The following is a 21,822-nucleotide window of genomic DNA, read 5'->3' as shown; positions in this document are numbered from 1 at the left end:
GCCATGGCGTTCGTCGAACTCCCGGGCGCGCGGCTCGAGGTCGAGCGCATCGACGTGGGACGAGCGGCGGTCCCGCCGATCGTCATGCTCCACGAGGGCCTGGGCTCGGTCGCGATGTGGAAGGACTTCCCGCACCGTGTCGCGCACGCGACCGGCCGCGACGTCGTCGTGTACTCGCGCGCGGGCTACGGACGCTCGTCGCCGGCGCGGCTGCCGTTCGGCGTGCGCTACATGCACGACGAGGCGCTCGCCGTACTGCCCTCGCTCCTCGACGCGCTGGGGATCGTGCGGCCGATCCTCCTCGGTCACAGCGACGGCGCGTCGATCGCGCTGATCCACGCGGGCGCCGCGGGCCGCCCAGTCGCCGGTCTCGCGCTGATGGCGCCGCACGTGATCGTCGAGGACCTGTCGGTCGCGAGCATCGAGGCGGCGAAGGTCGCGTGGCGCACGACCGACCTGCGCGCGCGCCTCGCACGCCATCACGACGACGTCGATCGCGCGTTCACCGGCTGGAACGACATCTGGCTCCACCCCGACTTCCGCGCCTGGAACATCGAGGACGAGGTGCGCGGCGTGCGCTGTCCGGTGCTCGCGATCCAGGGAGAGGACGACGAGTACGGTACGATGGAACAGGTCGAGCGCATCGCGCGCCTCGTCCCCGACACCGAGCTCGTCCGCCTCGCCGACTGCCGCCACTCGCCGCACCGCGACCAGCCGCAGGCGGTGCTCGACGCGCTGGTCGCGTTCGTCGACCGCCTGCCCTGAGAACCTCCGCGATGGCCTTCGTCAGCGAGAAACCGATCCGGTTCCATCACTGCGACCCCGCGGGGATCGTGTTCTACCCGCAGTACTTCGTGCTGATGAACGAGCTGGTCGAGGACTGGTTCGAACGCAGGCTCGGCGTCCCGTTCTCGCAACTGCACCAGCACGACCGCCTCGGCGTGCCGATGGGACGCGTCGTCTGCGACTTCCTCGAGCCGTCGCAGATCGGCGACGTCCTCGCGTTCGAGCTCGCGGTCGAGCGGATCGGCAACGCGTCGATCCGGATCGCCGTCACCGCGCGCTGCGCCGACGAAGTGCGCCTGCGCGCCACGCTCACGCTGGTGCAGGCCTCGCTCGAGACGCGACGCTCGGTGCCGCTGTCGCCCGAACTGCGGGAGAAGATGGCGCGCGATCTCGTCGACGCGGAGCGAGCCGCTCGATAAGGAACGACGGAGCGGGGTCGGACGAGGTGGGTAAACTCGGGCATCCGATCTTCGATTCCGGAAGGAAGCAACGTGCATTACGTGGGGAAGGAAACGGCCGGTGTGTCGAGCCTGCTGGTGGACTACGCGCGGAGCGGTCGCGCGGACACCTTCGTCGGCCGTACCTCGGAGCCCTATCTCATCACCGCCGATCCGAAGTCGATCGAGCAGGTGTCCTACGCATCCGGCGCGGCCCGGCCCTGGCGGCTGCCGACGGGCGCCGGCCGCGACCCCATCGAGGCGCCGCACGCGTACCTGTTCTACCTGTACAACAATACGAGCACCTACCGCGTCTACGAGCAGACCATCATCACGGGGCTGCCCGAGGGACGCGCGCAGCTCCACGCCGGCGACGACTTCTATTATTGCCAGCCGATCCTGAGCGGGGACGTGCTGGCGATCACGGCGACGATCCTGCCGAGCTACACCCGGAAGGGCCGCCACGGCGAGATGCGCTTCTACGCGGACGAGTGGCGCATGTACAACCAGCGCAACCAGTTGGCCGCCCGCCTCGTCCGCAAGGCCGTTGCGCTCGACTTCGGCGCATCCGGGACCCTGTCGTCCCCCGACGAGGGTCGAGTCGACATTCCCGCGGATGACGTCGCGCCGTCGTGGATCGGGGCGCGGAACGCGCCGACCGCGTTTGCGCCGGGGCAGGTGACGCACGTGAAGCGCCATCCGACGTTCGACTGGATGTCGATGATGGGCTGGCTCGCTGCGGTCGACGAATACTCGCCCACGCACTTCGACCCCGACTTCGCGAAGGCGCACCGGTATGGCGGCGGACGCAACATCGTGGCGGGCCCGCAGCTTGCGTCCTCCATGGTCGCGGCGCTCGAGGAATCCCTCGGTCCCGCGTGGTGGATCGGCACCTACGAGAACGTCCAGCGCCGGGCGGTGTATCCGAACGAGACGCTGACGAGCTTCAGCCGCGTCGAGGACGTTTCGGGCGAGAGCGCGAAGATCCGGCTCTGGCTCGTCGACGACCAGGGCGTGGTCAAGGGCACCGGGATAGCGGTCGTCGAACCGGCGGGGACGAAGAGGCTCCCGCTGCGCACGTGGTGAACGGTCGGGGTGCGCCGGAGGCGACATCGATCGCAGGCCGGCCGGCGATCGCTTCGCTCGACGTTCGGGCCGCGATGACCGAATGCGTATCAGGCGTCCGCGGCGAGCGCGCCGGGACCTCCGTCGCCCGATGAACATCCGGGATCTCCTCGCGCACGGTCGCCGGACGTTCGGCAGTGACATCGCGATCACCGCGGACGGCGCCGAGTACAGCTTCGACGAGTGCTGGAATCGCGGCGTGCGCCTCGCGCAGGGCCTGATGGCCCGCGGCGTGAAGCCGCGGGATCACGTCGCCGTGCTCGAGCAGAATACCGTGCGGTCCGTGGATTTCTTCATTGCGGCCGCGGTCGCGGGGTTCGTTCGGGTGCCGCTGTACTGGCGCAATTCGGTTCCGGTGCACCTGGCGATGATCGCCAATGCGGAATGCCGGTTCGTGGTGCTGGACGACGACGCGGGCGACGCGGTCATCGAAGGGGTCGTCGGCGCGGTCGGAGAGCGCAACGTCATGGTGCGGGCACGCGACTACGAACGCTGGCTCGCGGACCAGAGCGCGGCCGAACCCCAGGTGCGCGTCGCCGAGGAATGGCTGAGCCTGATCCGGCACAGCGGGGGCACGACCGGGCGCCCGAAAGGGATCGCCAATTCGCAACGCCAGTGGGCGTGCATCGGCCGCGACAATACGGCATTCAAGCCGCTGTTGACCTCCGTCGGATCGATGCTGCACGTGGCGCCGCTGAGTCACGCGTCCGGCTACTACTTCCTTCCGGCGTGGACATCCGGGGTCCGCCAGGTACTGTCGCCATCGACGGCATCGGATCGGATCGTGGATCTGCTGCAGGCGGAGCGGATCGAGTATTTCTTCCTGCCGCCGACCTTGCTGGATTCGGTGACGACCGTGGCGCGGAGCCGGGACCTGCCGCCGTTCTCGCTGAAGTGCCTCGCGATCGGTTCGGCGCCGATGAACCGCCGGATCCTGCAGGAGGCGAGGGAGTGCTTCGGCGACCGCGTGTTCTACCAGACCTACGGCACGAGCGAGGCCGTGCCCATCTCCGGAATGGGTCCGAAGGAGTGGTTCCGGGCCTACGACGACATCGATCCGCTGCTCTCGGCCGGACGACCGCTGCCGATGGTCGATCTCGAGATCCGTGACGAGCACGGTTCCCCGGTGCCGCCGGGGGTGGTCGGAGAGGTCACGGTTCGCCGCGACGGCATGGCGGACGGCTACTACAACGATCCGGAACGGACGCGCGAGCGCTTCGTCGACGGCTGGTTTCGCACCGGCGACCTCGGCCGACTGGACAGCCGCGGCTACCTGCATCTCGTCGGCCGCGTCGGCGAGATGATCATCTCGGGCGGACACAACATCTACCCCGACGACCTCGAGCGGGTCGTCGGACAGATCGACGGCGTCCTGGAGGTGGCGGCGTTCGGCGTTCCCCACGAAAGGTGGGGTGAAACGCCGGTCGTCGCCTGCCAGGTGCGGTCCGGAGCTTCCGTGACCGCGGCGATGGTGCGGGAACGCGTGAGCCGGGACTTGGGCTCCTACATGAAGCCGTCGCACGTCGTCATCGGGCACGAAGCGCTTCCGCGCACCGCCGTGGGCAAGATTTCCCGGCGCGGCGCGCGTGCGATGTTCCTGGCCCGCGACGGGCCGGAGAAGGCGCGATCCGATTGAGCGGCTCCGCCGATGCGGCGCAGCGCAGCTTCGAACGCGGTCGACCATCCATCCAACGCACTTCCGGAGAAAGCATGAAGCATCTGAAGAGAACCCTTTTCGGCACCGCGATCGCGGCGGCCGCAGTGCTGTCCGTCGGAGCGCCGTCCCTCGTGCAGGCGCAGGGTTGGCCGAACAAGCCGGTACGCATCGTCGTCGCCTACCCGCCGGGCGGCGCCACCGACACGCAGGCACGTATCGTGGCGCAGCGCCTGTCGGAGAAGTGGAAGCAATCGGTGATCGTCGAGAACAAGCCCGGCGGCAACACGGTGATCGCCACCGAGGCAGTGCTGAAGTCGGCACCGGACGGGCACACGCTGCTGCTGACCGCGATGCCGTTCGTGCTCAACACGTACCTGATGAGCAACCTTCCGTACGATCCGTTCAAGGATTTCTCGCCGGTCACCGTGGTGACGAGGATCCCGAACATCCTCGTGGCGTCGCAGGAACTGGGCGTCAAGAACCTCAAGGAACTGACGGCGAAGGCGAAGGCGGCGCCGGGCACGATCTCGTTCGCGTCCACCGGAACGGCGACTTCGACGCATCTCTCCGGCGAGTTGTACGCGAGCATGGCCGGCGTCCAGCTCCTGCACGTCCCGTACAAGGGGAGCGCTGCCGCGCACCAGGACCTGCTGACCGGCCGCGTGAACATCATGTTCGACAACGGCATCCTCCAGCACGTGAAGGCGGGGCGCGTGGTGCCCCTGGCGGTGACGTCGACGTCGCGCCTGCCCTGGTTGCCGGACGTGCCGACGATGGCCGAGCAGGGCCTCGCCGGCTACGACGTCGCGGCCTGGTACGGGATCTTCGTTCCGTCCGCGACGCCGAAGGAGGTCACGCAACGCATCGCGGCGGACATCACCGAGATCGTGCGGAGCCCGGACCTGCAGGCGAAGTGGGAATCGATGGGCGCGATCGCCGGCGGCGGAACCCCCGAGGAGACGACGAAGTTCCTGCATCAGGACGCCGAGCGCTGGAGCAAGCTCATCAAGGAGCGCGACATCAAGCTCTGACGTGGGTTGCACTCGAAGGCGCTAGCCCGCACAGCGACCCCCGCGGCCTCCTTGGGCGATCGTCGCGATGCGCGGCGTCGAGTGTCGGCCGCCCGCGGGGATCGCAAGCGCGCGTCGTCGATCCCCGCTACGCGGGGCCCCTCGACGACGCAGCGACCCCGCGCCGCTCCGCCATCTCCCGCCCGATGGCGGTGAGGTCGTCGCCGGACAGGACCTCGCTCGCCAGCGGCAGCAACTTCGATTCCTCGAACTCGATGTGCGCCTCGTAGCCCGCGGTGACCTCGCGCACGAGCCCCGGCGGCATCGTGGCGCGCTGACCGCACGCGATGCCCGACAGCAGTGGCCGCAGGCGGCGCCAGCGCGAGGCGATCTCCGCGTGTTCGCCGTCGATGCGGTCGGCGAGCGCCCGGGCCTCGGGAGCGCGCGCCACGAGGCGCGGCAGGACGCTTCGTTCCTCGTCCTCGTGGTGGTGGATCGCCGCGGTGTCGAAGTAGCGCAGGATCGCGCGCGCCGCGGCGCGCGCGTCGGCGTCGTGCCCGTGCACCGGCAGATGGCGCTCGAGACGGGCGAGCGTCGCGAGCTGCTTGCGGATGCGGCCGTGGCAGGCGGACAGCATCTCGAGCGGCTCGTCGAAGGTCGCGGCTTCGCCGCTGGGGAGCAGGGAAGGGGCCATGGCGGTCACAGGCGCGCGAGCGCCCCCCAGGGAGACTTGGTGAGCGCGACCGAGACGATGTAGCCGAAGGTCGCGAGCGCGGCGAAGAACGCCGCGGCGCGGACACCGGGCGTGCGGCCGCGCTTGAGCGCGATCGAGCCCAGCACGATGTAGAGGAGGAGCGCGACGACCTTCGCCGTGATCCACGAGGCCGCGCCGCGCCCGATCTGCCAGGCGAGCCAGACCGCCGAGGCGAGGAGCACGGTGTCGACGACGTGTGGCACCACGCGCACCCAGAGCGCACCGAGCCGCTCCGGAGCGCTCCAGCGCCACGCGCCGCGCAGCACGAACAGCGAGAGCGAGACCGCGGCCGCGCCGGTGTGGACGTGCTTGATCGCGAGGTAGTCGGGCATCGGGCGCGCCGGGTGCCGTGAGCGCCCGTGCGCCGATTCTAGCGAATCGCTGCCTGCGGCATGCTGACCTCGGTCAACCCGTGGACACCGGGCGAGCGCGGTGACGCCGCGCCCGCCCGTTGCCGCGGAACGCCGGGTTACGGCTTCTTCGGCTGCTTCGGCTTCTTCGGTTCCTTGCGCTGCTTGTCGCGGTTGCCCATGGAGGACCTCGTGGGTGGACGATGCGCGACGGGGCGCCTTGCAGCGACGCCGACGCCGCAGCCGAATCGTGCCAGAAATGCGCGCGCCTCGGGCGCGCGCATCCGCTTCGCGCGGCCCGGAGGTTCCGGGTCTACGCGACGCCCCGACGCATCAGGCGGCGTTCGAGCGGGCGCGCCGTCGCCGGGCCAACGCGCCGCCCAGGACCGCCACGAGCGCCGCGAGGCCGCCCAGCGCGAGCGGCTCGTCGACGGGGACGGGATAGCGGGAAAGGACCGGCGCCACGGGGCCGCCGCAGAAGGAGATCATCGCGTCGAGGAACGCGAGGTTGTTCGCGTCGAACACCGGCGTGTCGGTGTCCTGCCAGTCGGCCTCGAGCAGGAACAGCGTTCCGCCGCCCTGCGGCCGGAGCGCGAACTTGATGTCGGCCGTGTCCGCGCTCCGCGCACCGAGCGCCGTGACCGACGGCTCGCCCGCGACGAGCGCGGCGAGATTGTATCCGCAACCTTCGACACCGGGAGCCGTCGCGGGAATCGGATTCGCCACCCAGAACGGATTGCCCGTGTTGAGCTTGGCCGACGGCATCGGGTTGTCGTAGCAGGCGCCGCTCTGCACTCCGTCCGGATAGGCAGTGCCGTAGATCTCGTTGTAGATCGCCGCGCCGGTGCTGTACTCGGTGATGATCCGCCCGCCGGCGTTGAGGTAGGCGAGCCATGCCGCGCCGTTGCCCGCGATCGTCGCGTAGCGGGAGACGAACATCGCCTGCGTGTTCGCCGTCGGCGTGCAGCTCGACACCTCGCTGAACGGGCCGGAATTCGAGTAGAGCCCGGACAGCGGCCGGGCGCTCGACCCGCAGAGCATCAGGTCCGGACGATTGACGCAGGCTTGCGCGAACGCGGCTCCCGCGAATGCGAACTGGGCGCCCGCGAATGCGCACACGGCGAAGATTCGGCTCACGTTCACGGTCGCTCTCCCTTCGATCCCGACAGGCTATCGTACGACCGTTCGCGGGCGCGTTGTGTGGCGCCTTCGCGGCAAGGCCGGACGCGCTGGCGGCGCGTTGCATGAGTACAACACTGTGGCGGTGGATCGCCCGGACGGCAGGTCCGGCGCGCTGCGCAGTGCCCAGGGGAACGCGGTGAGAACGCGATTCCCGTGCCGATCCCAACCCCGTACGGGTCTGGAAGGGCGTCCCGGAAGGCGAGACTACCGAGACGGCCCGCTGTTTCGAACCGGCCGCGGTCGGTCCGCTCCCGCGCTGCCGCGTGCGAACAGCCGCCGCACGAGCGCGCGCAGCCACCGGTGCGCGGCATCGCGTTCGGCCGACTCGTGCCAGAGCATCCGCACGTCGTACTCGGGCACCTCGCCGGGCAGCGCCCAGACGCGCACCGGCCAGCGCTTCTCCATCGCGCGCGCGTGCATCCTCGGCACGATCGCGAGGAGGTCGGTCGAGGTGACGAGGTCGGGAAGCGCGGCGTAGTGGCGCGCGTGCACCACCGTGCGCTCGGCGAGCCCCAGCGCGTCGAGCATGCGCTGCACGCTCTCGTGGTAGGTGGCGGTGGGCGAGGCGACCGCGAGCGAGGCGGAGGCGAGCTGCCGCGCGGTGAGCGCGCGGCCCGCGGGGCCCGTCGCGAGACGCCATCCGCGCGCGGTGACCGCGACGTAGCGCTCGTGGACCAGCGACTCGCCGGCGACGCCGCGGTGCGTCGGCACGAGGATGCCGATCGCGAGGTCGATCTCGCGCGAGACGAGCGCCGCGTTCACCGCGTGCGCCGGCACGCCGGCGTTCTCCAGCCCGGCATGCGGAGCCTCGCGCCGCAGCGCGGCGGCGAGCGGCGGCAGGAACAGGATCTCGCCCAGGTCGGACATCGACAGCCGCCAGTGCACCCGGTCGGCGGCCGGATCGAACGCGCCCGAGGACACCAGCGTGGCCTCCAGCGCCCGCAGGTGCGCGACGACCTCCGGGACCACGCGCTCGGCGAGCCGCGTGGGGTTGAGCCCGGACGCCGAGCGCACGAAGAGCGCGTCGGCGAACGCCTCGCGCAATCGCGCGAGCGCGTGACTCACCGCCGGCTGCGACAGGGCGAGCGCTCGCGCGGCGGCGGTCACCGAACCGGTCGCGTGGACGGCGCAGAGCACGCGCAGCAGGTTCAGGTCGAGGCGCCGGAAGTTCATGGCCATGCACCATATGAATGTCGTGCATTCTGACAATCGATTGGACGAATGCCAAGCCCCGGCCTACCCTCGCCCGCGAGATCCCGCCCCGTTGCCGGAGGGCCGGACGCAGGCGCGTCCGGGCGCCGGGAGGCGACGGGCCGCCGGCGGGTTCGCCCGCGCAAAGGAGGAAACGTGCTCGAGATCGTCATCCAGGGCCGCGGCGGACAGGGCGCGCAGACCGCGGGCAACCTGCTCGCCGCGACCTATTTCGCCGAAGGCCGGTTCGTGCAGTGCTTCGCGAGCTACGGCGGCGCGCGGCGCGGGACGCCGGTGTCGTCGTTCCTGCGCGTCGACGAGCGGCCGGTACGGGTCCGCTGCGACATCGAACGCGCCGACGCGATCCTGTGCTTCGACGCGACCCTGCTCGAAGGCCGGCTGCTCGCGACCGCGCACGCGGACACGATCATCGTCGTCAACTCGGCGCGCGGAGCCGGCGAGTTCGCGCGCGCGCTGCCCGGCTACCGGGTGATCCCGGTGGACGCGATCGCGGTCTCGCGGCGCGCGGGGCTCGGGCGCATCGTGAACTCCGCGCTGCTGGGCGCGCTCGCCCGGGCCATCGGCTCGCCGTCGCTCGCGGCGCTCGAGCGCACGGTGGCGGAGCGCTCGCCGAAGCTCACCGACGAGAACCTCGCCGCCTGCCAGGAAGGCTGGCGCGCCGTCGACGCTTCGCTCGCGACGCTGGAGGCCGCCGCATGAACGCTCCCGCCGAACTCGTCCCGCCGATCTGGACCACCGGATCGACCGAGGCGATCCGCACCGGCACCTGGCGCGCGGCGATCCCGCGCCACGTGCAGGCGCCGTCGCCCTGCCACCGGGCCTGCCCGGTCAACGGCGACATCGCCGAGTGGATCGGACTCGCGCGCGAGCGCGACTTCCGCGGCGCGTTCGACGTGCTCTCGCGCCACAATCCGTTTCCCGCGATCGCCGGGCGCATCTGCCATCACCCCTGCGAGAGCGCGTGCAACCGCGCGACCTTCGACGAGTCGCTGTCGATCTGCAAGCTGGAGCGCTTCGTCGGCGACCTCGCGATCGAACGCGGCTGGGCCTGCGCGTCGCCCGAGGTCGAGCGGGGCGAGCGCGTCGCCGTGGTCGGCGGCGGGCCCTCGGGGCTCTCGGCGGCCTACCAGTTGCGCAAGCTGGGCTACCGGGTGACGCTCGTCGAGGCGACCGGAGCGCTCGGCGGCCTGATGCGCCACGGCATCCCGTCCTACCGGCTCGCGCGCGACGTGCTCGACGCCGAGATCGCGCGCATCGTCGCGCTCGGCGTCGAGGTGCGTCTGAACGAATCGCCCGCGACCGCGGAGCAATGGGAGGCGCTTCGTACGGCGCACGACGCGATCTACGTGGCGACCGGCGCGCAGCGCCACAAGCGCCTGCCCGCGCTCGATTACGGCCGGCCCTGGGTCGTCGACGGCGCCGCGTGGCTCGCGGCGGCGAACGCCGGCGCGCCGCCCGACCTGGGCCGGCGGCTCGTGGTGATCGGCGGCGGCAGCGCCGCGCTCGACGCCGCGCGCAGCGCCCGGCGCGCCGGCCACGACGTGACGGTCCTCGCGCTCGAACCGCGCGGCCGGATGCCCGCGCAGCGCGAGGAGGTCGACGAGGCGCTGGAGGAGGGCATCCGGCTCGTCGACGGCGCGATGCTCGTCCGCGCGGTCGAGCGCGGCGCGGCGGTCGCGCTCGAGTGCACGCGCGTGGACTTCGAACCCGGCGCGCGGCGCGGACAGTTCAGCGTCACGGCCATCGACGGGACCGCGTTCGACCTCGAGGCCGACGCGATCGTCACCTCGATCGGACAGGATGCGGACCTCGCTGCGCTTTGCGGCGTGGCGCCGTCGCGCGGCGCGCTCATCGAGGTGGATGGCGTGCAGGCGACCGGCCGCGAGGGCGTGTGGGCCGGCGGCGACGTCGCGAGCATGGAGCGCTTCGTGACCGAGGCGGTCGGGCAGGGGGAACGCGCGGCCCACGCGATCGACCGGTGGCTGCGCGCACGCGCCGGTGATGCGGAAGCCGCGGGCGCACGCCACACGGCGAGACCGCGGACCACCACGCGCGAGTCGATCGTGCCGCTCACCGCGATCGCGACGCATGCGTATCCGCCGCTCGCGCGCGCGGCGGCGCGTAGCCTCGACGCGGCGCAGCGGCTCGCGACCGGCGACGAGGTGCAGCTCGGCCTCGACATCGAGCAGGCGCTCGCCGAGACGACGCGCTGCTTCTCCTGCGGTACCTGCATCGCCTGCGACGGCTGCGTGGTCGTCTGTCCGGACCTCGCGATCGAGCGCTCCGACGGCGGCTACCGGGTGCTCGGCGACTACTGCAAGGGGTGCGGGCTGTGCGTGAAGGAGTGCCCGACCGGCGCGATGGACATGGTCGAGGAGGCGAGATAGTCATGGATGCCGCCGTTGCGACACCGGAATCCCGTGCGGAGGGCGGGGACGTCCCGCGCACGATGCTCCTCACCGGCAACCAGGCGGTGGCCTGGGGCGCGCGGCTCGCGCGGCCGCAGGTCTGCCCGGTCTACCCGATCACCCCGCAGACGCCGGTGCTCGAACAGTTGACCGAGTTCCAGGCGGAAGGCGCGTTCGACGCCGAGATCATCACGCCGGAGTCCGAGCACTCGGTGATGTCGGCGTGCATCCCCGCCTCGCTCGCCGGCGTGCGCGTGTTCACCGCGACCGCGTCGCAGGGCCTGTTGCTGATGCACGAACTCCTGCACTACGCGGCCGGCGCGCGCGCGCCGATCGTGCTCGCGAACATCAACCGCACGGTCGCCTCGCCCTGGGCGTTCTGGCCCGACCAGACCGACAGCCTCGCGCAGCGCGACACCGGCTGGATCCAGCTCTACGTCGAGAGCGCGCAGGAGGCGCTCGACAGCGTCGTCCAGGCGTTCCGCGTCGCGGAGGCGGTGCAGGTGCCGGCGATGGTCAACCTCGACGCGTTCTACGTGTCGCACGCGCTGGAGCCGGTCGAGGTGCCGCGGCAGGCCGACGTCGACGCCTACCTGCCGCCGTACGCGCCGGCGCACAGGCTCGACACCGCGCGGGTCGAGTCCTGGGGCAACGTGGTGTCGCAGGACATGTTCTGCCGCCACCGGCAGGCGATCGAGGAGGCGATGGGACAGGTGCCGCGTCTCCTCGCCGAAGCCGACCGCGCGTGGGGCGAGCGATTCGGGCGGAGCTTCGGCGTGGTCGAACGCTACCGCTGCGACGGCGCGCACGCGGTCGTCGTCGCGATGGGCAGCATGTGCGGGACGGCGCGCGAGGCGATCGACGCGTTGCGCGACGCCGGGGTCGCGGTGGGACTCGCCAAGGTGCGCCTGTTCCGTCCGCTTCCGGTCTCCGCGCTGCGCGCGGCGCTCGCGGGCGTACGCGACGTCGTCGTGCTCGACCGCAATCACTCGCCGGGCGCCGGCGGGATCCTGCACCAGGAACTCAAGGCGGCGCTCTACGGCATGGCGGAGGCGCCGCGCGTGCATGGGCTCCTCGCCGGCGTGGGCGGCGTCAACGTGCCGCCGGCGCGGATCGCCGCGTTCGTGCGCGACGCGCTCGCCTCGACGCCGCGTCCCGAATCGATCTGGGTGAGGTGATCGCCATGATGAAGTTCGACCTCCAGGACGACCCGATGCTCTGCTCGGGCCACGCCGCCTGCCCCGGCTGCATCGAGGCGTTGTCGGTGCGGCACATCCTCTCGACGATGGGTCCGGACACGATGGCGGTGGTGCCTCCCTCGTGCATGGCGATCATCGCGGGACCGCAGCCGATGAGTTCGCTGAGGATCCCGGTCTACCAGCCGACGCTCGAGGCGAGCGCGGCGGCGGCGTCGGGACTGCGTCGCGCGCTCGATGCACAGGGCAAGCGCGACACGCAGGTACTCGTGCTCGCCGGCGACGGCGGCACCTACGACATCGGCTTCCAGTGCCTGTCGTCGGCGGCCGAGCGCAACGAGGACTTCCTGTACGTCTGCCTCGACAACGAGGGCTACATGAACACCGGCGCGCAGAAGTCGTCGTCGACGCCGCAGTTCGCGCGGACCGGCTCGACGCCGGCGGGCAAGACCTCGCGCAAGAAGAACCTCTCCGAGATCATGGCCGCGCACGGCGTGCCCTACGTGGCGACCGCGAGCGCGAGCCACCTCCCCGATCTCGTCGCGAAGATCCGCAAGGCGAAGGCGATCCGCGGAACCCGGATCGTCACCGTGCTCATTCCCTGCATCGACGGCTGGGGACTCGCCGACGACATGGGACTCACCGCCGCGCGCTACGCGGTCGAGTGCGGCGCCTTTCCGCTCTACGAGATCGAGGACGGGACGCGCTACACGCTCAACGTCGCGCACAAGCCCCGGCCGGTCACCGACTATCTCGCGCTGCAGGGGCGCTACCGCGGGCTCTCGGCGGCGGAGCAGGCGACGCTGCAGGCGGAGATCGATCTGGGCTGGGCGCGGCTTCTCGAACGCGCGCGCGCGACGGCGGGCGAGGCGCAGGTGACGGCCGTTCCGGCGCGGGCGGTGGCGGCGTAGCGCGTCGGGCCGGGAACCCGGGCGCGCGCGGCGCCTCAGCAGATGGTCATGCCGCCGTCGGCGGCGATCACCTGTCCGGTGACGTAGCTCGCGCCGTCCGAGGCGAGGAACACGAACAGCGGCGCGATCTCGTCGGGCTCGGCCCAGCGGCCCATCGGGATCTTCTCGAGATAGCGGTCGCGGAACCGTTCATCGGTGCGGATCGTCTCGGTCATCGGCGTCGCGGCGCCCGGCGCGATCGCGTTCACGACGATGCCGTGCTTCGCGAGTTCCCGTGCGGCGGACTTGGTGAGCCCGAGGATGCCGGCCTTCGCGGCGCTGTAGTTGATCTGGCCGATCGTGCCGAGCACGCCGGCGGCCGAGGTCACGTTGATGACGCGGCCCCGGCCACGTTCGATCATCGCGGGCGCGACCGCCTGCAGGCAGAAGAACGCGCCGTCGAGGTGGACGCGCAGGACCGTCTCCCACTGCTCGGCGCTCATCTTGTGCAGCATCGCCGGGCGGATGACGCCCGCGTTGTTCACCAGCACGTCGATCGGCCCGAGCGCGCGCGCGGCCTCCGCGGCCATCGCGTCGACGCTGTCGCGCCGCCCCACGTCGCAGGCGATGCCGACGGCGCGGCCGCCGGCGGCTTCGATCTCGCGCGCGAGGTCCGCGGCGCCGTCGCCGTCGAGGTCGACGAGCGCGACCTTCGCGCCTTCGCGCGCGTACGCGCGGGCGACGGCCGCGCCGATGCCGCGCGCGGCGCCGGTCACGATCGCGTTGCGTCCAGCCAGTTGCATCGGGGCACTCCCGGGTCGAGGTCGCGCCACGGCCCAGGGAGCCATCCCGGTCGCGGCCGCGACGACTGTGCGGCGCGTCGCGTCGCGCGGCCTTGACCGAGGTCAACGGCACGGTCGAATGCGCGGGTGCACGGCGGGGAAGGCGCCGCTCCATGGGCTAAGATGCGCGGACGAGGCGCCGTCGCCGCTCCGGCGTGTCGCGCTTTCGTACCGGCGTCGCCCTACCACGGCGACCACCTCCTGGCATGGACGCACTCTCGATCCCCGACCACGACGCGGTCCTCGCCGCGATCTCGACCGTCATCGACCCCGAGGCCGGCATGAACATCGTCGATCTCGGCCTCATCTACGGAGTCGACGTCGATGACGACAAGGTCGCCGTGACGATGACGATGACCACGCCGACCTGCCCGGTCGGCGACTACCTGCGCGATTCGGTCCGCGACGCCGTGTTCGACCGCTTCCCGTCGCTCGCCGCGGTGGACGTCGAACTCACGTTCGACCCGCCGTGGACGCCCGACCGGATGAGCGACGCCGCGCGCGCGAAGTTCGGCTGGTGACTCGCCGAGGATGCCGGGCGCGTGCCCGGCACCGCGGGTGGAGATGTCAGCGGCGCGGCCGGCGGGCCGGAGGTGCGGCGTCCTGCCGCGCCATGATCCGCAGCATCGTCGCGATCGTGATCGACCGGAACGTCGCGCGTTCGATCTCGTCGATCTCGGCGAGGACGGTCGCGATCGCGCGGCCGGCGGGCGTGCGTTCTCCGGCGTCGCGCCGGGCGGCGCCGGCGGAAGAGTCGTCCTCGAAGCAGCGGATCACGTCGTCGAGGGTCAGGCGGCGCGCGTTCGCCGCGAACCGGTAGCCGCCGCCCACGCCGCGCACCGACTCGACGATGCCCTCGTGCGCGAGCACCGAGAGCACCTTCGCGAGGTGGTGCGGCGATACGCCGTACTTGTCCGCGATCTCGAACGCGGCGACGTGGCGGCCGGGGGCCGCCGCGAACTCGAGCACGCTGTAGAGCGCGAGCCGGGTGTTCTTCTGCAGCCTCACCCGAGCTCCATCTCGAGCGAGATGAACGGACCGGCCATCATGCCCTGGCTCCGGAAGAACGAGAGCACCAGCGCGTTCTCGCGTGCGAGGATGGTGCGCACGGTGGCGACGCCCGAGCGGCGGAACGCCTTCACGATGGCCGCGAGGAGCTTCGTGCCCACGCCGGCGAGGCGCGCGCCGGGACGCACGTCGATGCCGAAGACCCAGCCGCACGGCGGCGAGCCGAACTCCCAGTCGCGGACCTCGCCGATGATGAAGCCGACGACCTCGCCCGACGCCGTCGCGACCAGCAGGTGGCGGCCCGCCTTCGCGCTGTCGGCGTAGCGTCTGAAGATGCCGCGCCAGTAGGCGGGCTTCGCGAGCCCGGTCACTTCCGTGTCGATCGCGATCACCGGCGCGAGGTCGGAGGGGCGCGCGGGACGGATCTCGAGCTGCGGCTCGATCGCGCCCGACCGACGGCGCGCGGCGGCCCGCGTCCGCGCGCGGGCGTCCCGCGGCCTCGCGCGTCCCGTCGGGGCGAGCGCCGCGCCCCCTGGCCGGGCCGTCGTCCGCGTCCGTGTCCCCATGCGTGCCCCGCTTTCGCTCCCGTTGATGCGCATCAAATGCATTTCGGCATCCGCTTACCAGAATAGTCCGGAATCGGCAGGGCCTCAACCGAGCCCCGGATCGCCGCGCGCCCGCGGCGGACGGATGCGCGGCCCCGCCGGGAAGCACGGCGCGAATCCGGGCACCCGGCCGCCGCGGACACGAATCGCCCGGAGGGAATCCCCGATGAAGCCGACACTGGTATCCGGATTGGCCGCGACGCGGTCGTACACGGTCGATCGCGAGCGCACGATAGGCTTCATGGGCGAGAAGGCGCGCGTCTACGCGACGCCGATGCTCGTGCGCGACATCGAGGTGACGGCGCGCGAAATGCTGCTCGCGCACCTCGACCCCGGCGAGGACAGCGTCGGCACCCGCGTCGAGATCGACCACCTCGCGGCGACGCTCCTCGGCATGACGGTCGAGATCACGGTGAGCATCGCCGCGGTCTCGGGCCGCGCGATCACCTTCGACGTGTCCGCGCGCGACGGCGTCGATCTCGTCTGCCGCGGGCACCACCACCGCTTCGTCGTCGACCAGAAGTCGACCGAGGCGCGCCTCGCCGCGAAGGCGCAGAAGGCGGGCCTCGCGCCGGCGGGCGCCTGACCCGGTTCCCGCCGTGGCCGCGGCCTCCGTCGTGCGGGTGCCGACGTACTGCTACCAGTGCGTCGCGGGCCCGGATCTCCTGACCGTCAAGGTCGAGGACGGCGTCGCGACCGAGGTCGAGCCGAATTTCTGCGCGTCTTCGATCCACCCGGGCGGCGGCAAGGTCTGCGTCAAGGCCTACGGGCTCGTCCAGAAGACCTACCACCCGGGCCGCGTGCTCTCGCCGATGCGGCGGACCAATCCGCGCAAGGGCCGCGACGAGGATCCGGGGTTCGTGCCGATCTCGTGGGACGAGGCCTTCGAACTCATCGCCGGCAAGCTGAACGCGATCCGCGCCGAAGGGCTCGTCGACGCGTCCGGCTATCCGCGCGTCGCCGCGACCTTCGGCGGCGGCGGCACGCCGCAGTCGTACATGGGCACGCTGCCCGCGTTCCTGTCGTCGTGGGGCCCGGTCGACATGGGCTTCGGCTCGGGGCAGGGCGTGAAGTGCTACCACTCCGAGCACCTGTACGGCGAGTTCTGGCACCGCGCGTTCATCGTCGCGCCGGACACGCCGCGCACCGATTACCTGATCTCCTGCGGCGCGAACGTCGAGGCGTCGGGCGGCGTCGTCGGCGTCTGGCGCCACGCGAACGCGCGCGTGCGCGGCATGAAGCGCGTGCAGGTGGAGCCGCACCTGTCGATCACCGGCGCGTGCTCGGCCGAGTGGGTGCCGATCAAGCCGAAGACCGACGCGGCGTTCCTGTTCGCGCTGATGCACGTGCTGGTGCACGAGGCGGAACGCAGGCGTCTCGACCTGCCGTTCCTCGCGAAGCGCACCGCGTCGCCCTACCTGGTCGGGCCGAACGGCTACTACCTGCGCGAGCGGGAGTCGCAGAAGCCGCTGGTGTGGGACGCCTCGCGCCTCGCGGCGGTGCCGTTCGACACCGAAGGCATGACCGAGGCGCTCGAAGGCCGCTACGAGGCGGACGCGATCGAGATCGGACCGGACGGCGAGGTGCTCGCCGAGGGGACGCTTCGCGGCACGACCGCGTTCACCTTGACCGTCGAACACCTCGCGCCGTACACGCCGGAGTGGGCGGAAGGCGTGTGCGAGGTGCCCGCCGCGCGCATCCGCCGGATCGCGAACGAGTACCTCGACCACGCGCGGGTCGGCGAGACGATCGAGGTCGACGGCGTGACGCTGCCGTTCCGGCCGGTGGCGGTGTCGCTCGGCAAGACGGTCAACAACGGCTGGGGCGGCTACGAGTGCTGCTGGGCGCGCACGATGCTCGCGGCGTTCGTCGGCGCGCTCGAAGTGCCGGGCGGAACGATCGGCACGACGGTGCGGTTGAACCGTCCGCAGAACGACCGCCTGAAGAGCGTCAAGGCAGGGCCGGACGGATTCATGGCCTATCCGATGAACCCGACCGACCGCAAGGGCTGGTCGCCGAAGCCGAACATCCGCAACGCCTACAAGACGATGGTGCCGCTCGCCTCCGACGGCCCCTGGAGCCAGGCGCTCGGCCCGACGCACTTCTCGTGGATGTTCATGGACGAGACGCCGAAGGGCCTGCCGCGCGTCACCGCGCCCGACGTCTGGTTCGTCTACCGCACCAATCCGGCGATCTCGTTCTGGGACACGACCGGCGTGCAGCAGAAGATGGCGCGCTTCCCGTTCGTCGTCGCGTTCGCGTACACGCGCGACGAGACCAACCACTTCGCCGACGTCCTGCTCCCCGACGCGACCGACCTCGAGAGTCTGCAGTTGATCCGCGTCGGCGGCACGAAGTTCGTCGAGCAGTTCTGGAACCATCAGGGCTTCGCGCTGCGCCAGCCGGTGGTGGCCGCGCAGGGCGAGGCCCGCGACTTCACCGAGATCGCGAGCGAACTCGCCGCGCGCTGCGGACTCGAGCGCGAGTACGTCGCGGCGATCAACCGGGGTGTGGCCTGCGTGCCGCTCAAGGGGCCGGGGTGGAACGTCGAACTCGACGTGACGCGCGGCCACTCGCGCGAGGCCATCTGGGACGCGGTGTGCAAGGCGGCCTGCGCCGAACTCACCGAGGGTCGCGAACAGCACGGGCTCGACTGGTGGAAGCGCCACGGGCTCAAGACCAGGCCGTTCCCGCAGATCGACTGGTACCTGCTGCCGACGCTCGTCGCGCAGGACCTGCGCTTCGAGCTGCCCTACCAGGAGCGGCTCATGCGCATCGGCGCCGAGCTCGGCAAGCGGCTGCACGAGCACGACATGCGCTGGTGGGACCGCCAGCTCGAGGAGTACCGCGCGCTGCCGGCGTGGAAGGACTTCCCCGGATTGTGGGACGACGCGCTGCGGGAGCAGGGCGGCGACCCCTCCGCGTACCCCTTCTGGATGCTGACGGCGCGCAGCATGCAGTACGCGTGGGGCGGCAACGTCGGCATGCAGTTGATCCGCGAGGTCGCGCAGAACGTCGCCGGGCACCGCGGCGTCATCGTCAACGGCGCGACCGCGCGGCGGATGGGCATCGAGGACGGCGACGAGATCGAACTCGCCACGCCGCACCGCAGGACGCGCGGCAACGCCGTGGTCCGCGAAGGAATCCGCCCCGACACGCTGCTCGCGATCGGCCAGTTCGACCACTGGGCGACGCCCTACGCGAAGGACTTCGGGCTCGCGAGCCTCAACACGCTCGCGTCGATGTCGCTCGGCCTCACCGACGCGACCGGCTCGGGGGCCGACGTCGTGCGCGTGTCGCTGCGGCGGATCGGCCCGCCGCGCAAGGGGCGCCGATGACGCGCTGGGCGATGATCGCCGACCTGCGCCGCTGCGTCGGCTGCCAGACCTGCACCGCGGCGTGCAAGCACGCGAACGCGACGCCGCCCGGCGTCCAGTGGCGGCGCGTGCTGGACATCGAGGTCGGCGAGTATCCGGAAGTGAAGCGGGCGTTCGTGCCGGTCGGCTGCCAGCACTGCGACGATCCGCCGTGCATGCACGTCTGCCCGACCACGGCGACGAAGAAGCGCGCCGACGGCATCGTCACGATCGACTACGATCTCTGCATCGGCTGCGCGTACTGCGCGGTCGCCTGCCCCTACCAGGCCCGCTACAAGACCGAGCGCGCGACCTTCGCCTACGGCAAGGCCGTGGCGCACGAGGCGAAGCGCCACGACCCCGACCGCCTCGCGGTCGCGACCAAGTGCACGTTCTGCGTCGACCGGATCGACGCCGGGCTCGCGAAGGGTCAGACCCCGGGCGTCGACCCGGAGGCGACGCCCGCCTGCGTGAACGCCTGCATCGCGCAGGCGCTCACCTTCGGCGACCTCGACGACCCGTCGAGCAACGTGTCGCAACTGCTCGAGGGCAACGCGCATTTCCGCATGCACGACGAACTCGGCACCGGTCCGGGCTTCTACTACCTGTGGGACGGGGCGCAACCCACCGGCGGCGTGCCGGCGCTGAAGCAGCTGGTCGAGGAAGCGATGGAGCTGGCATGAGCGCTGCCGGGTTCACGATCGCGGTCCGCGCGTTCGCCGGAAGTCGAACGGGTTTCGCGCGCGCGGGGGGGCGTCGATGAGCTATGGACCGACGCCGTGGGTGCAGAAGCACTGGGACCTGCGTGCCGCCGCGAACTTCGTCGCCGGCGGCGCGGGGTCGGGCCTCGTCATCGTGTCGGTCGTGTCGGGCGCGAGCGGCCGGCCCGCGGCCGTCGCGCTCCTCGCCGGACTCGCGCTCGTCGGCCTCGGGCTCTTCGCCGTCTGGCTCGAGATCGGCCGGCCGCTCCGCGCGATCAACGTGTTCGCGAATCCCCGTACCTCGTGGATGAGCCGAGAGGCGATCGCCGCGGTGGCGCTCGGCGTGCTCGCGATCGCGGGCGCGTGGGCGCATGCCGCGGGATCGGCGCTCGCGTCCGTCGCGGGCGGCCTCGCTGCCGTGGCGGCGCTCGTGTTCGCATGGTGCCAGGGCCGCATCCTGCGCGCCGCGAAAGGCATCCCGGCCTGGCGGTCGCCGGCGACGCCGGCGCTCGTCGTCGCGACGGCGGTCGCGGAAGGCGCGGGCCTGTGGTGGATCGCCGCGGCCTGGCATGCGCAGGGGACGCGCGCCGGGCTCGCGGTCTTCGGCGCGCTGCTCGTCGTGCGGCTCGTGGCGTGGCTCGCCTACCGGCGCTCGATCGCCGCGAACGCGCGCGCCTCCGCCGCGCTCGCGCTCCCGGGCAGTGCACTCGCCGTCGGCGGCACGTTCGTGCCGCTGACGCTCGTCGCCATCGCGGCGGTGTCCGGCCAGGAAGGTACGGTGCTCGGGCTCGCCGCGGCGGCAGGGGCACTCGCGGTCATCGCGGGTGCGTGGTTCAAGGCCGCGATGATCGTGCGCGGCGCGTTCAACCAGGGGTTCGCGATCCCGCGCATGCCGGTGCGCGGCAAGCGGGCCTGACGCGGCGGCGAAGACCGCGAACGGGAGGAGGACCATGGGCGCGACGACCAGGGCGGAATCGAATGTCGTGTCGCGGGCAGGCGACGCGGCGTACCGAGAACCGGCCATCGAGACGATGCCGCGCGAGCGCCTGCTCGCGCTGCAGCTCGAGCGGCTGCGGGCGACGGTCGCGAATGCGTGGAGCAACGTGCCGCTGCACCGCGAGCGGATGCGCGCCGCCGGGCTCGCGCCCGACGATATCCGCACGCTCGACGATGTCGCGCGGCTGCCGTTCACGGTCAAGACCGACCTGCGCGACACCTATCCGTTCGGCCTGTTCGCACGTCCGGTCGGCGAACTCGCGCGGCTGCACGCTTCGTCGGGCACGACCGGCAAGCCGACGGTCGTCGGATACACCGCGCGGGATCTCGACACCTGGGCGAACCTGATGGCGCGCTCGCTCGCCTGCGCGGGCGCGCGTCGAGGCGACGTCGTCCACAACGCGTACGGCTACGGGCTCTTCACCGGCGGGCTCGGCGCGCACTACGGCGCCGAGAAGCTCGGCGGCGTCGTCGTGCCGATGTCGGGCGGTTCGACCGAGCGCCAGATCGCGCTGATCGTCGACTTCGGGGCGCGCGTGCTGTGCGCGACGCCGTCCTACGCGCTCGCGATGGCCGAAGTCGCGGAGTCGATGGGCGTCGACCTGCGCAAGGAGGGCAGGCTCGAGGTCGGGTTGTTCGGCGCGGAACCCTGGAGCGAGGCGATGCGTCGCGAGATCGAGGCGCGCCTCGGTCTGAAGGCGATCGACGTCTACGGCCTGTCCGAGATCATGGGTCCGGGCGTGGCCTGCGAGTGCCAGGCTCAGGCGGGCCAGCACGGCTGGGAGGACCACTTCCTGTTCGAGGTGATCGACCCGGACTCCGGCGAGCCGCTGCCCGAGGGCGAGATCGGCGAACTCGTCATCACGACGCTCACCAAGGAAGCGCTGCCGATGCTGCGCTACCGGACGCGCGACGTCACGCGCCTCACCAGCGAGCCCTGCGCCTGCGGCCGCACGCACCGGCGCATCCTGCGCGTCACCGGCCGCAACGACGACATGCTGATCATCCGGGGCGTGAACGTCTATCCGTCGCAGATCGAGGCGGTGCTGGTCGGTCTGCCGGGCATCGCGCCGCACTATCAGCTCGTCGTCGAGCGCCGTGGGAGCCTCGACCACGTGACCATCGAGGTCGAGGCGGCGGCCGATGCGGCGCCGCCGACCTGGCCGGCCGTCGCCTACGCGGCGGCGCACCACGTCAAGTCGCTCGTCGGCATCACGACCGATGTCGTCGTGAAGGCCCCCGGCGAGATTCCGCGTTCGCAGGGCAAGGCGGTGCGCGTGCGCGACCTCCGGCCGAAGGGCTAGCGC

General features: G+C 71.7%; 22 protein-coding genes. 15 read left to right on the top strand and 7 right to left on the bottom strand.

The annotated features are described in order from the left end of the window. The first annotated feature begins 3 nt into the window (after positions 1 to 3). The 5 genes from HS109_02630 to HS109_02610 all read left to right on the top strand — a co-directional run bounded on the left by HS109_02630 (position 4) and on the right by HS109_02610 (position 5,036). Positions 4 to 765, top strand: coding sequence for an alpha/beta hydrolase (locus HS109_02630; GenBank protein MBE7521261.1), 762 nt, complete (start codon positions 4 to 6; stop codon positions 763 to 765). Positions 766 to 776: 11 nt separating this feature from the next. Then, a complete protein-coding gene (locus HS109_02625; protein MBE7521260.1) occupies positions 777 to 1,205 on the top strand; it encodes an acyl-CoA thioesterase in 429 nt (142 codons plus the stop codon). A gap of 72 nt (positions 1,206 to 1,277) precedes the next feature. Continuing rightward, the gene (locus HS109_02620) at positions 1,278 to 2,309 is read left to right on the top strand and encodes a MaoC family dehydratase (protein ID MBE7521259.1); all 1,032 of its coding nucleotides are present in this window, start codon (positions 1,278 to 1,280) and stop codon (positions 2,307 to 2,309) included. Positions 2,310 to 2,439: 130 nt separating this feature from the next. Beyond that, entirely contained in the window at positions 2,440 to 3,984 is a 1,545-nt protein-coding gene (locus HS109_02615) for an acyl--CoA ligase (protein MBE7521258.1), read from the top strand. 74 nt (positions 3,985 to 4,058) lie between these two features. Continuing rightward, positions 4,059 to 5,036 (top strand): tripartite tricarboxylate transporter substrate binding protein, encoded by a 978-nt coding sequence (locus tag HS109_02610; protein ID MBE7521257.1) that lies wholly within the window; start codon positions 4,059 to 4,061, stop codon positions 5,034 to 5,036. Positions 5,037 to 5,163: 127 nt separating this feature from the next. On the opposite strand, the gene HS109_02605 is transcribed toward HS109_02610, so the two are convergent. The 4 genes from HS109_02605 to HS109_02590 all read right to left on the bottom strand — a co-directional run bounded on the left by HS109_02605 (position 5,164) and on the right by HS109_02590 (position 8,474). Continuing rightward, the gene (locus tag HS109_02605; protein ID MBE7521256.1) at positions 5,164 to 5,709 is read right to left on the bottom strand and encodes a hemerythrin domain-containing protein; all 546 of its coding nucleotides are present in this window, start codon (positions 5,707 to 5,709) and stop codon (positions 5,164 to 5,166) included. A gap of 5 nt (positions 5,710 to 5,714) precedes the next feature. Beyond that, on the bottom strand, positions 5,715 to 6,101 hold the full coding sequence (locus HS109_02600) for a SirB2 family protein (protein MBE7521255.1): 387 nt from the start codon (positions 6,099 to 6,101) through the stop codon (positions 5,715 to 5,717). Positions 6,102 to 6,452: 351 nt separating this feature from the next. Further along, positions 6,453 to 7,262 (bottom strand): hypothetical protein, encoded by an 810-nt coding sequence (locus HS109_02595; protein MBE7521254.1) that lies wholly within the window; start codon positions 7,260 to 7,262, stop codon positions 6,453 to 6,455. A gap of 243 nt (positions 7,263 to 7,505) precedes the next feature. Beyond that, complete coding sequence (locus tag HS109_02590) at positions 7,506 to 8,474, bottom strand: LysR family transcriptional regulator (protein MBE7521253.1); 969 nt, start codon at positions 8,472 to 8,474, stop codon at positions 7,506 to 7,508. Positions 8,475 to 8,648: 174 nt separating this feature from the next. Here HS109_02590 and HS109_02585 point away from each other — a divergent pair, with 174 nt between their 5' ends. The 4 genes from HS109_02585 to HS109_02570 are packed head-to-tail and all read left to right on the top strand — an operon-like array spanning position 8,649 to position 13,028. Continuing rightward, positions 8,649 to 9,212, top strand: coding sequence for a 2-oxoacid:acceptor oxidoreductase family protein (locus HS109_02585; protein ID MBE7521252.1), 564 nt, complete (start codon positions 8,649 to 8,651; stop codon positions 9,210 to 9,212). Further along, entirely contained in the window at positions 9,209 to 10,900 is a 1,692-nt protein-coding gene (locus HS109_02580) for an FAD-dependent oxidoreductase (GenBank protein MBE7521251.1), read from the top strand. The genes HS109_02585 and HS109_02580 overlap by 4 nt, the downstream gene beginning before the upstream one ends. Positions 10,901 to 10,902: 2 nt before the next feature. Further along, positions 10,903 to 12,099 carry a pyruvate ferredoxin oxidoreductase gene (gene porA, locus HS109_02575; protein MBE7521250.1) on the top strand — a complete coding sequence of 399 codons (1,197 nt, stop codon included), beginning with the start codon at positions 10,903 to 10,905 and terminating at the stop codon, positions 12,097 to 12,099. Positions 12,100 to 12,104: 5 nt separating this feature from the next. Further along, entirely contained in the window at positions 12,105 to 13,028 is a 924-nt protein-coding gene (locus HS109_02570) for a pyruvate synthase subunit beta (GenBank protein ID MBE7521249.1), read from the top strand. A 35-nt stretch (positions 13,029 to 13,063) separates the two neighbouring features. Here HS109_02570 and fabG read toward each other — a convergent pair whose 3' ends face one another. Beyond that, a complete protein-coding gene (gene fabG / locus HS109_02565) occupies positions 13,064 to 13,810 on the bottom strand; it encodes a 3-oxoacyl-ACP reductase FabG (protein ID MBE7521248.1) in 747 nt (248 codons plus the stop codon). Positions 13,811 to 14,055: 245 nt separating this feature from the next. Here fabG and HS109_02560 point away from each other — a divergent pair, with 245 nt between their 5' ends. Next, a complete protein-coding gene (locus tag HS109_02560) occupies positions 14,056 to 14,370 on the top strand; it encodes a metal-sulfur cluster assembly factor (protein ID MBE7521247.1) in 315 nt (104 codons plus the stop codon). Positions 14,371 to 14,416: 46 nt separating this feature from the next. On the opposite strand, the gene HS109_02555 is transcribed toward HS109_02560, so the two are convergent. Beyond that, the gene (locus HS109_02555) at positions 14,417 to 14,857 is read right to left on the bottom strand and encodes an Rrf2 family transcriptional regulator (GenBank protein MBE7521246.1); all 441 of its coding nucleotides are present in this window, start codon (positions 14,855 to 14,857) and stop codon (positions 14,417 to 14,419) included. Further along, positions 14,854 to 15,423 carry a GNAT family N-acetyltransferase gene (locus HS109_02550; GenBank protein ID MBE7521245.1) on the bottom strand — a complete coding sequence of 190 codons (570 nt, stop codon included), beginning with the start codon at positions 15,421 to 15,423 and terminating at the stop codon, positions 14,854 to 14,856. Before HS109_02550 ends, HS109_02555 begins: the two co-directional genes overlap by 4 nt. Before the next feature lie 205 nt (positions 15,424 to 15,628). On the opposite strand from HS109_02550, the gene HS109_02545 reads away from it, so the two are divergent. The 5 genes from HS109_02545 to HS109_02525 all read left to right on the top strand — a co-directional run bounded on the left by HS109_02545 (position 15,629) and on the right by HS109_02525 (position 21,819). Further along, positions 15,629 to 16,048 (top strand): LysR family transcriptional regulator, encoded by a 420-nt coding sequence (locus tag HS109_02545; protein ID MBE7521244.1) that lies wholly within the window; start codon positions 15,629 to 15,631, stop codon positions 16,046 to 16,048. A 37-nt stretch (positions 16,049 to 16,085) separates the two neighbouring features. Then, on the top strand, positions 16,086 to 18,800 hold the full coding sequence (locus HS109_02540; protein MBE7521243.1) for a molybdopterin-dependent oxidoreductase: 2,715 nt from the start codon (positions 16,086 to 16,088) through the stop codon (positions 18,798 to 18,800). Then, on the top strand, positions 18,797 to 19,501 hold the full coding sequence (locus tag HS109_02535; protein ID MBE7521242.1) for a 4Fe-4S dicluster domain-containing protein: 705 nt from the start codon (positions 18,797 to 18,799) through the stop codon (positions 19,499 to 19,501). The genes HS109_02540 and HS109_02535 overlap by 4 nt, the downstream gene beginning before the upstream one ends. A gap of 76 nt (positions 19,502 to 19,577) precedes the next feature. Beyond that, on the top strand, positions 19,578 to 20,435 hold the full coding sequence (locus HS109_02530; GenBank protein MBE7521241.1) for a dimethyl sulfoxide reductase anchor subunit: 858 nt from the start codon (positions 19,578 to 19,580) through the stop codon (positions 20,433 to 20,435). Positions 20,436 to 20,469: 34 nt separating this feature from the next. Next, positions 20,470 to 21,819, top strand: coding sequence for a phenylacetate--CoA ligase (locus HS109_02525; GenBank protein MBE7521240.1), 1,350 nt, complete (start codon positions 20,470 to 20,472; stop codon positions 21,817 to 21,819). Positions 21,820 to 21,822: the final 3 nt, after the last annotated feature.

Source organism: Burkholderiales bacterium (genome assembly GCA_015075645.1).
Classification (GTDB): domain Bacteria; phylum Pseudomonadota; class Gammaproteobacteria; order Burkholderiales; family Casimicrobiaceae; genus VBCG01.
This window is presented reverse-complemented; position numbering and strand designations above follow the sequence as displayed.

Excerpts from the sequence above, each read along its gene's own strand:
- fabG (MBE7521248.1), bottom strand. The coding sequence starts at position 13,810 with ATGCAACTGGCTGGACGCAACGCGATCGTGACCGGCGCCGCGCGCGGC.
- HS109_02610 (MBE7521257.1), top strand. The coding sequence starts at position 4,059 with ATGAAGCATCTGAAGAGAACCCTTTTCGGCACCGCGATCGCGGCGGCC.
- HS109_02560 (MBE7521247.1), top strand. The coding sequence starts at position 14,056 with ATGGACGCACTCTCGATCCCCGACCACGACGCGGTCCTCGCCGCGATC.
- HS109_02530 (MBE7521241.1), top strand. The coding sequence starts at position 19,578 with ATGAGCTATGGACCGACGCCGTGGGTGCAGAAGCACTGGGACCTGCGT.
- HS109_02630 (MBE7521261.1), top strand. The coding sequence starts at position 4 with ATGGCGTTCGTCGAACTCCCGGGCGCGCGGCTCGAGGTCGAGCGCATC.
- HS109_02545 (MBE7521244.1), top strand. The coding sequence starts at position 15,629 with ATGAAGCCGACACTGGTATCCGGATTGGCCGCGACGCGGTCGTACACG.
- HS109_02600 (MBE7521255.1), bottom strand. The coding sequence starts at position 6,101 with ATGCCCGACTACCTCGCGATCAAGCACGTCCACACCGGCGCGGCCGCG.
- HS109_02605 (MBE7521256.1), bottom strand. The coding sequence starts at position 5,709 with ATGGCCCCTTCCCTGCTCCCCAGCGGCGAAGCCGCGACCTTCGACGAG.
- HS109_02525 (MBE7521240.1), top strand. The coding sequence starts at position 20,470 with ATGGGCGCGACGACCAGGGCGGAATCGAATGTCGTGTCGCGGGCAGGC.
- HS109_02570 (MBE7521249.1), top strand. The coding sequence starts at position 12,105 with ATGATGAAGTTCGACCTCCAGGACGACCCGATGCTCTGCTCGGGCCAC.
- HS109_02580 (MBE7521251.1), top strand. The coding sequence starts at position 9,209 with ATGAACGCTCCCGCCGAACTCGTCCCGCCGATCTGGACCACCGGATCG.
- porA (MBE7521250.1), top strand. The coding sequence starts at position 10,903 with ATGGATGCCGCCGTTGCGACACCGGAATCCCGTGCGGAGGGCGGGGAC.
- HS109_02615 (MBE7521258.1), top strand. The coding sequence starts at position 2,440 with ATGAACATCCGGGATCTCCTCGCGCACGGTCGCCGGACGTTCGGCAGT.
- HS109_02625 (MBE7521260.1), top strand. The coding sequence starts at position 777 with ATGGCCTTCGTCAGCGAGAAACCGATCCGGTTCCATCACTGCGACCCC.
- HS109_02590 (MBE7521253.1), bottom strand. The coding sequence starts at position 8,474 with ATGAACTTCCGGCGCCTCGACCTGAACCTGCTGCGCGTGCTCTGCGCC.
- HS109_02535 (MBE7521242.1), top strand. The coding sequence starts at position 18,797 with ATGACGCGCTGGGCGATGATCGCCGACCTGCGCCGCTGCGTCGGCTGC.
- HS109_02550 (MBE7521245.1), bottom strand. The coding sequence starts at position 15,423 with ATGGGGACACGGACGCGGACGACGGCCCGGCCAGGGGGCGCGGCGCTC.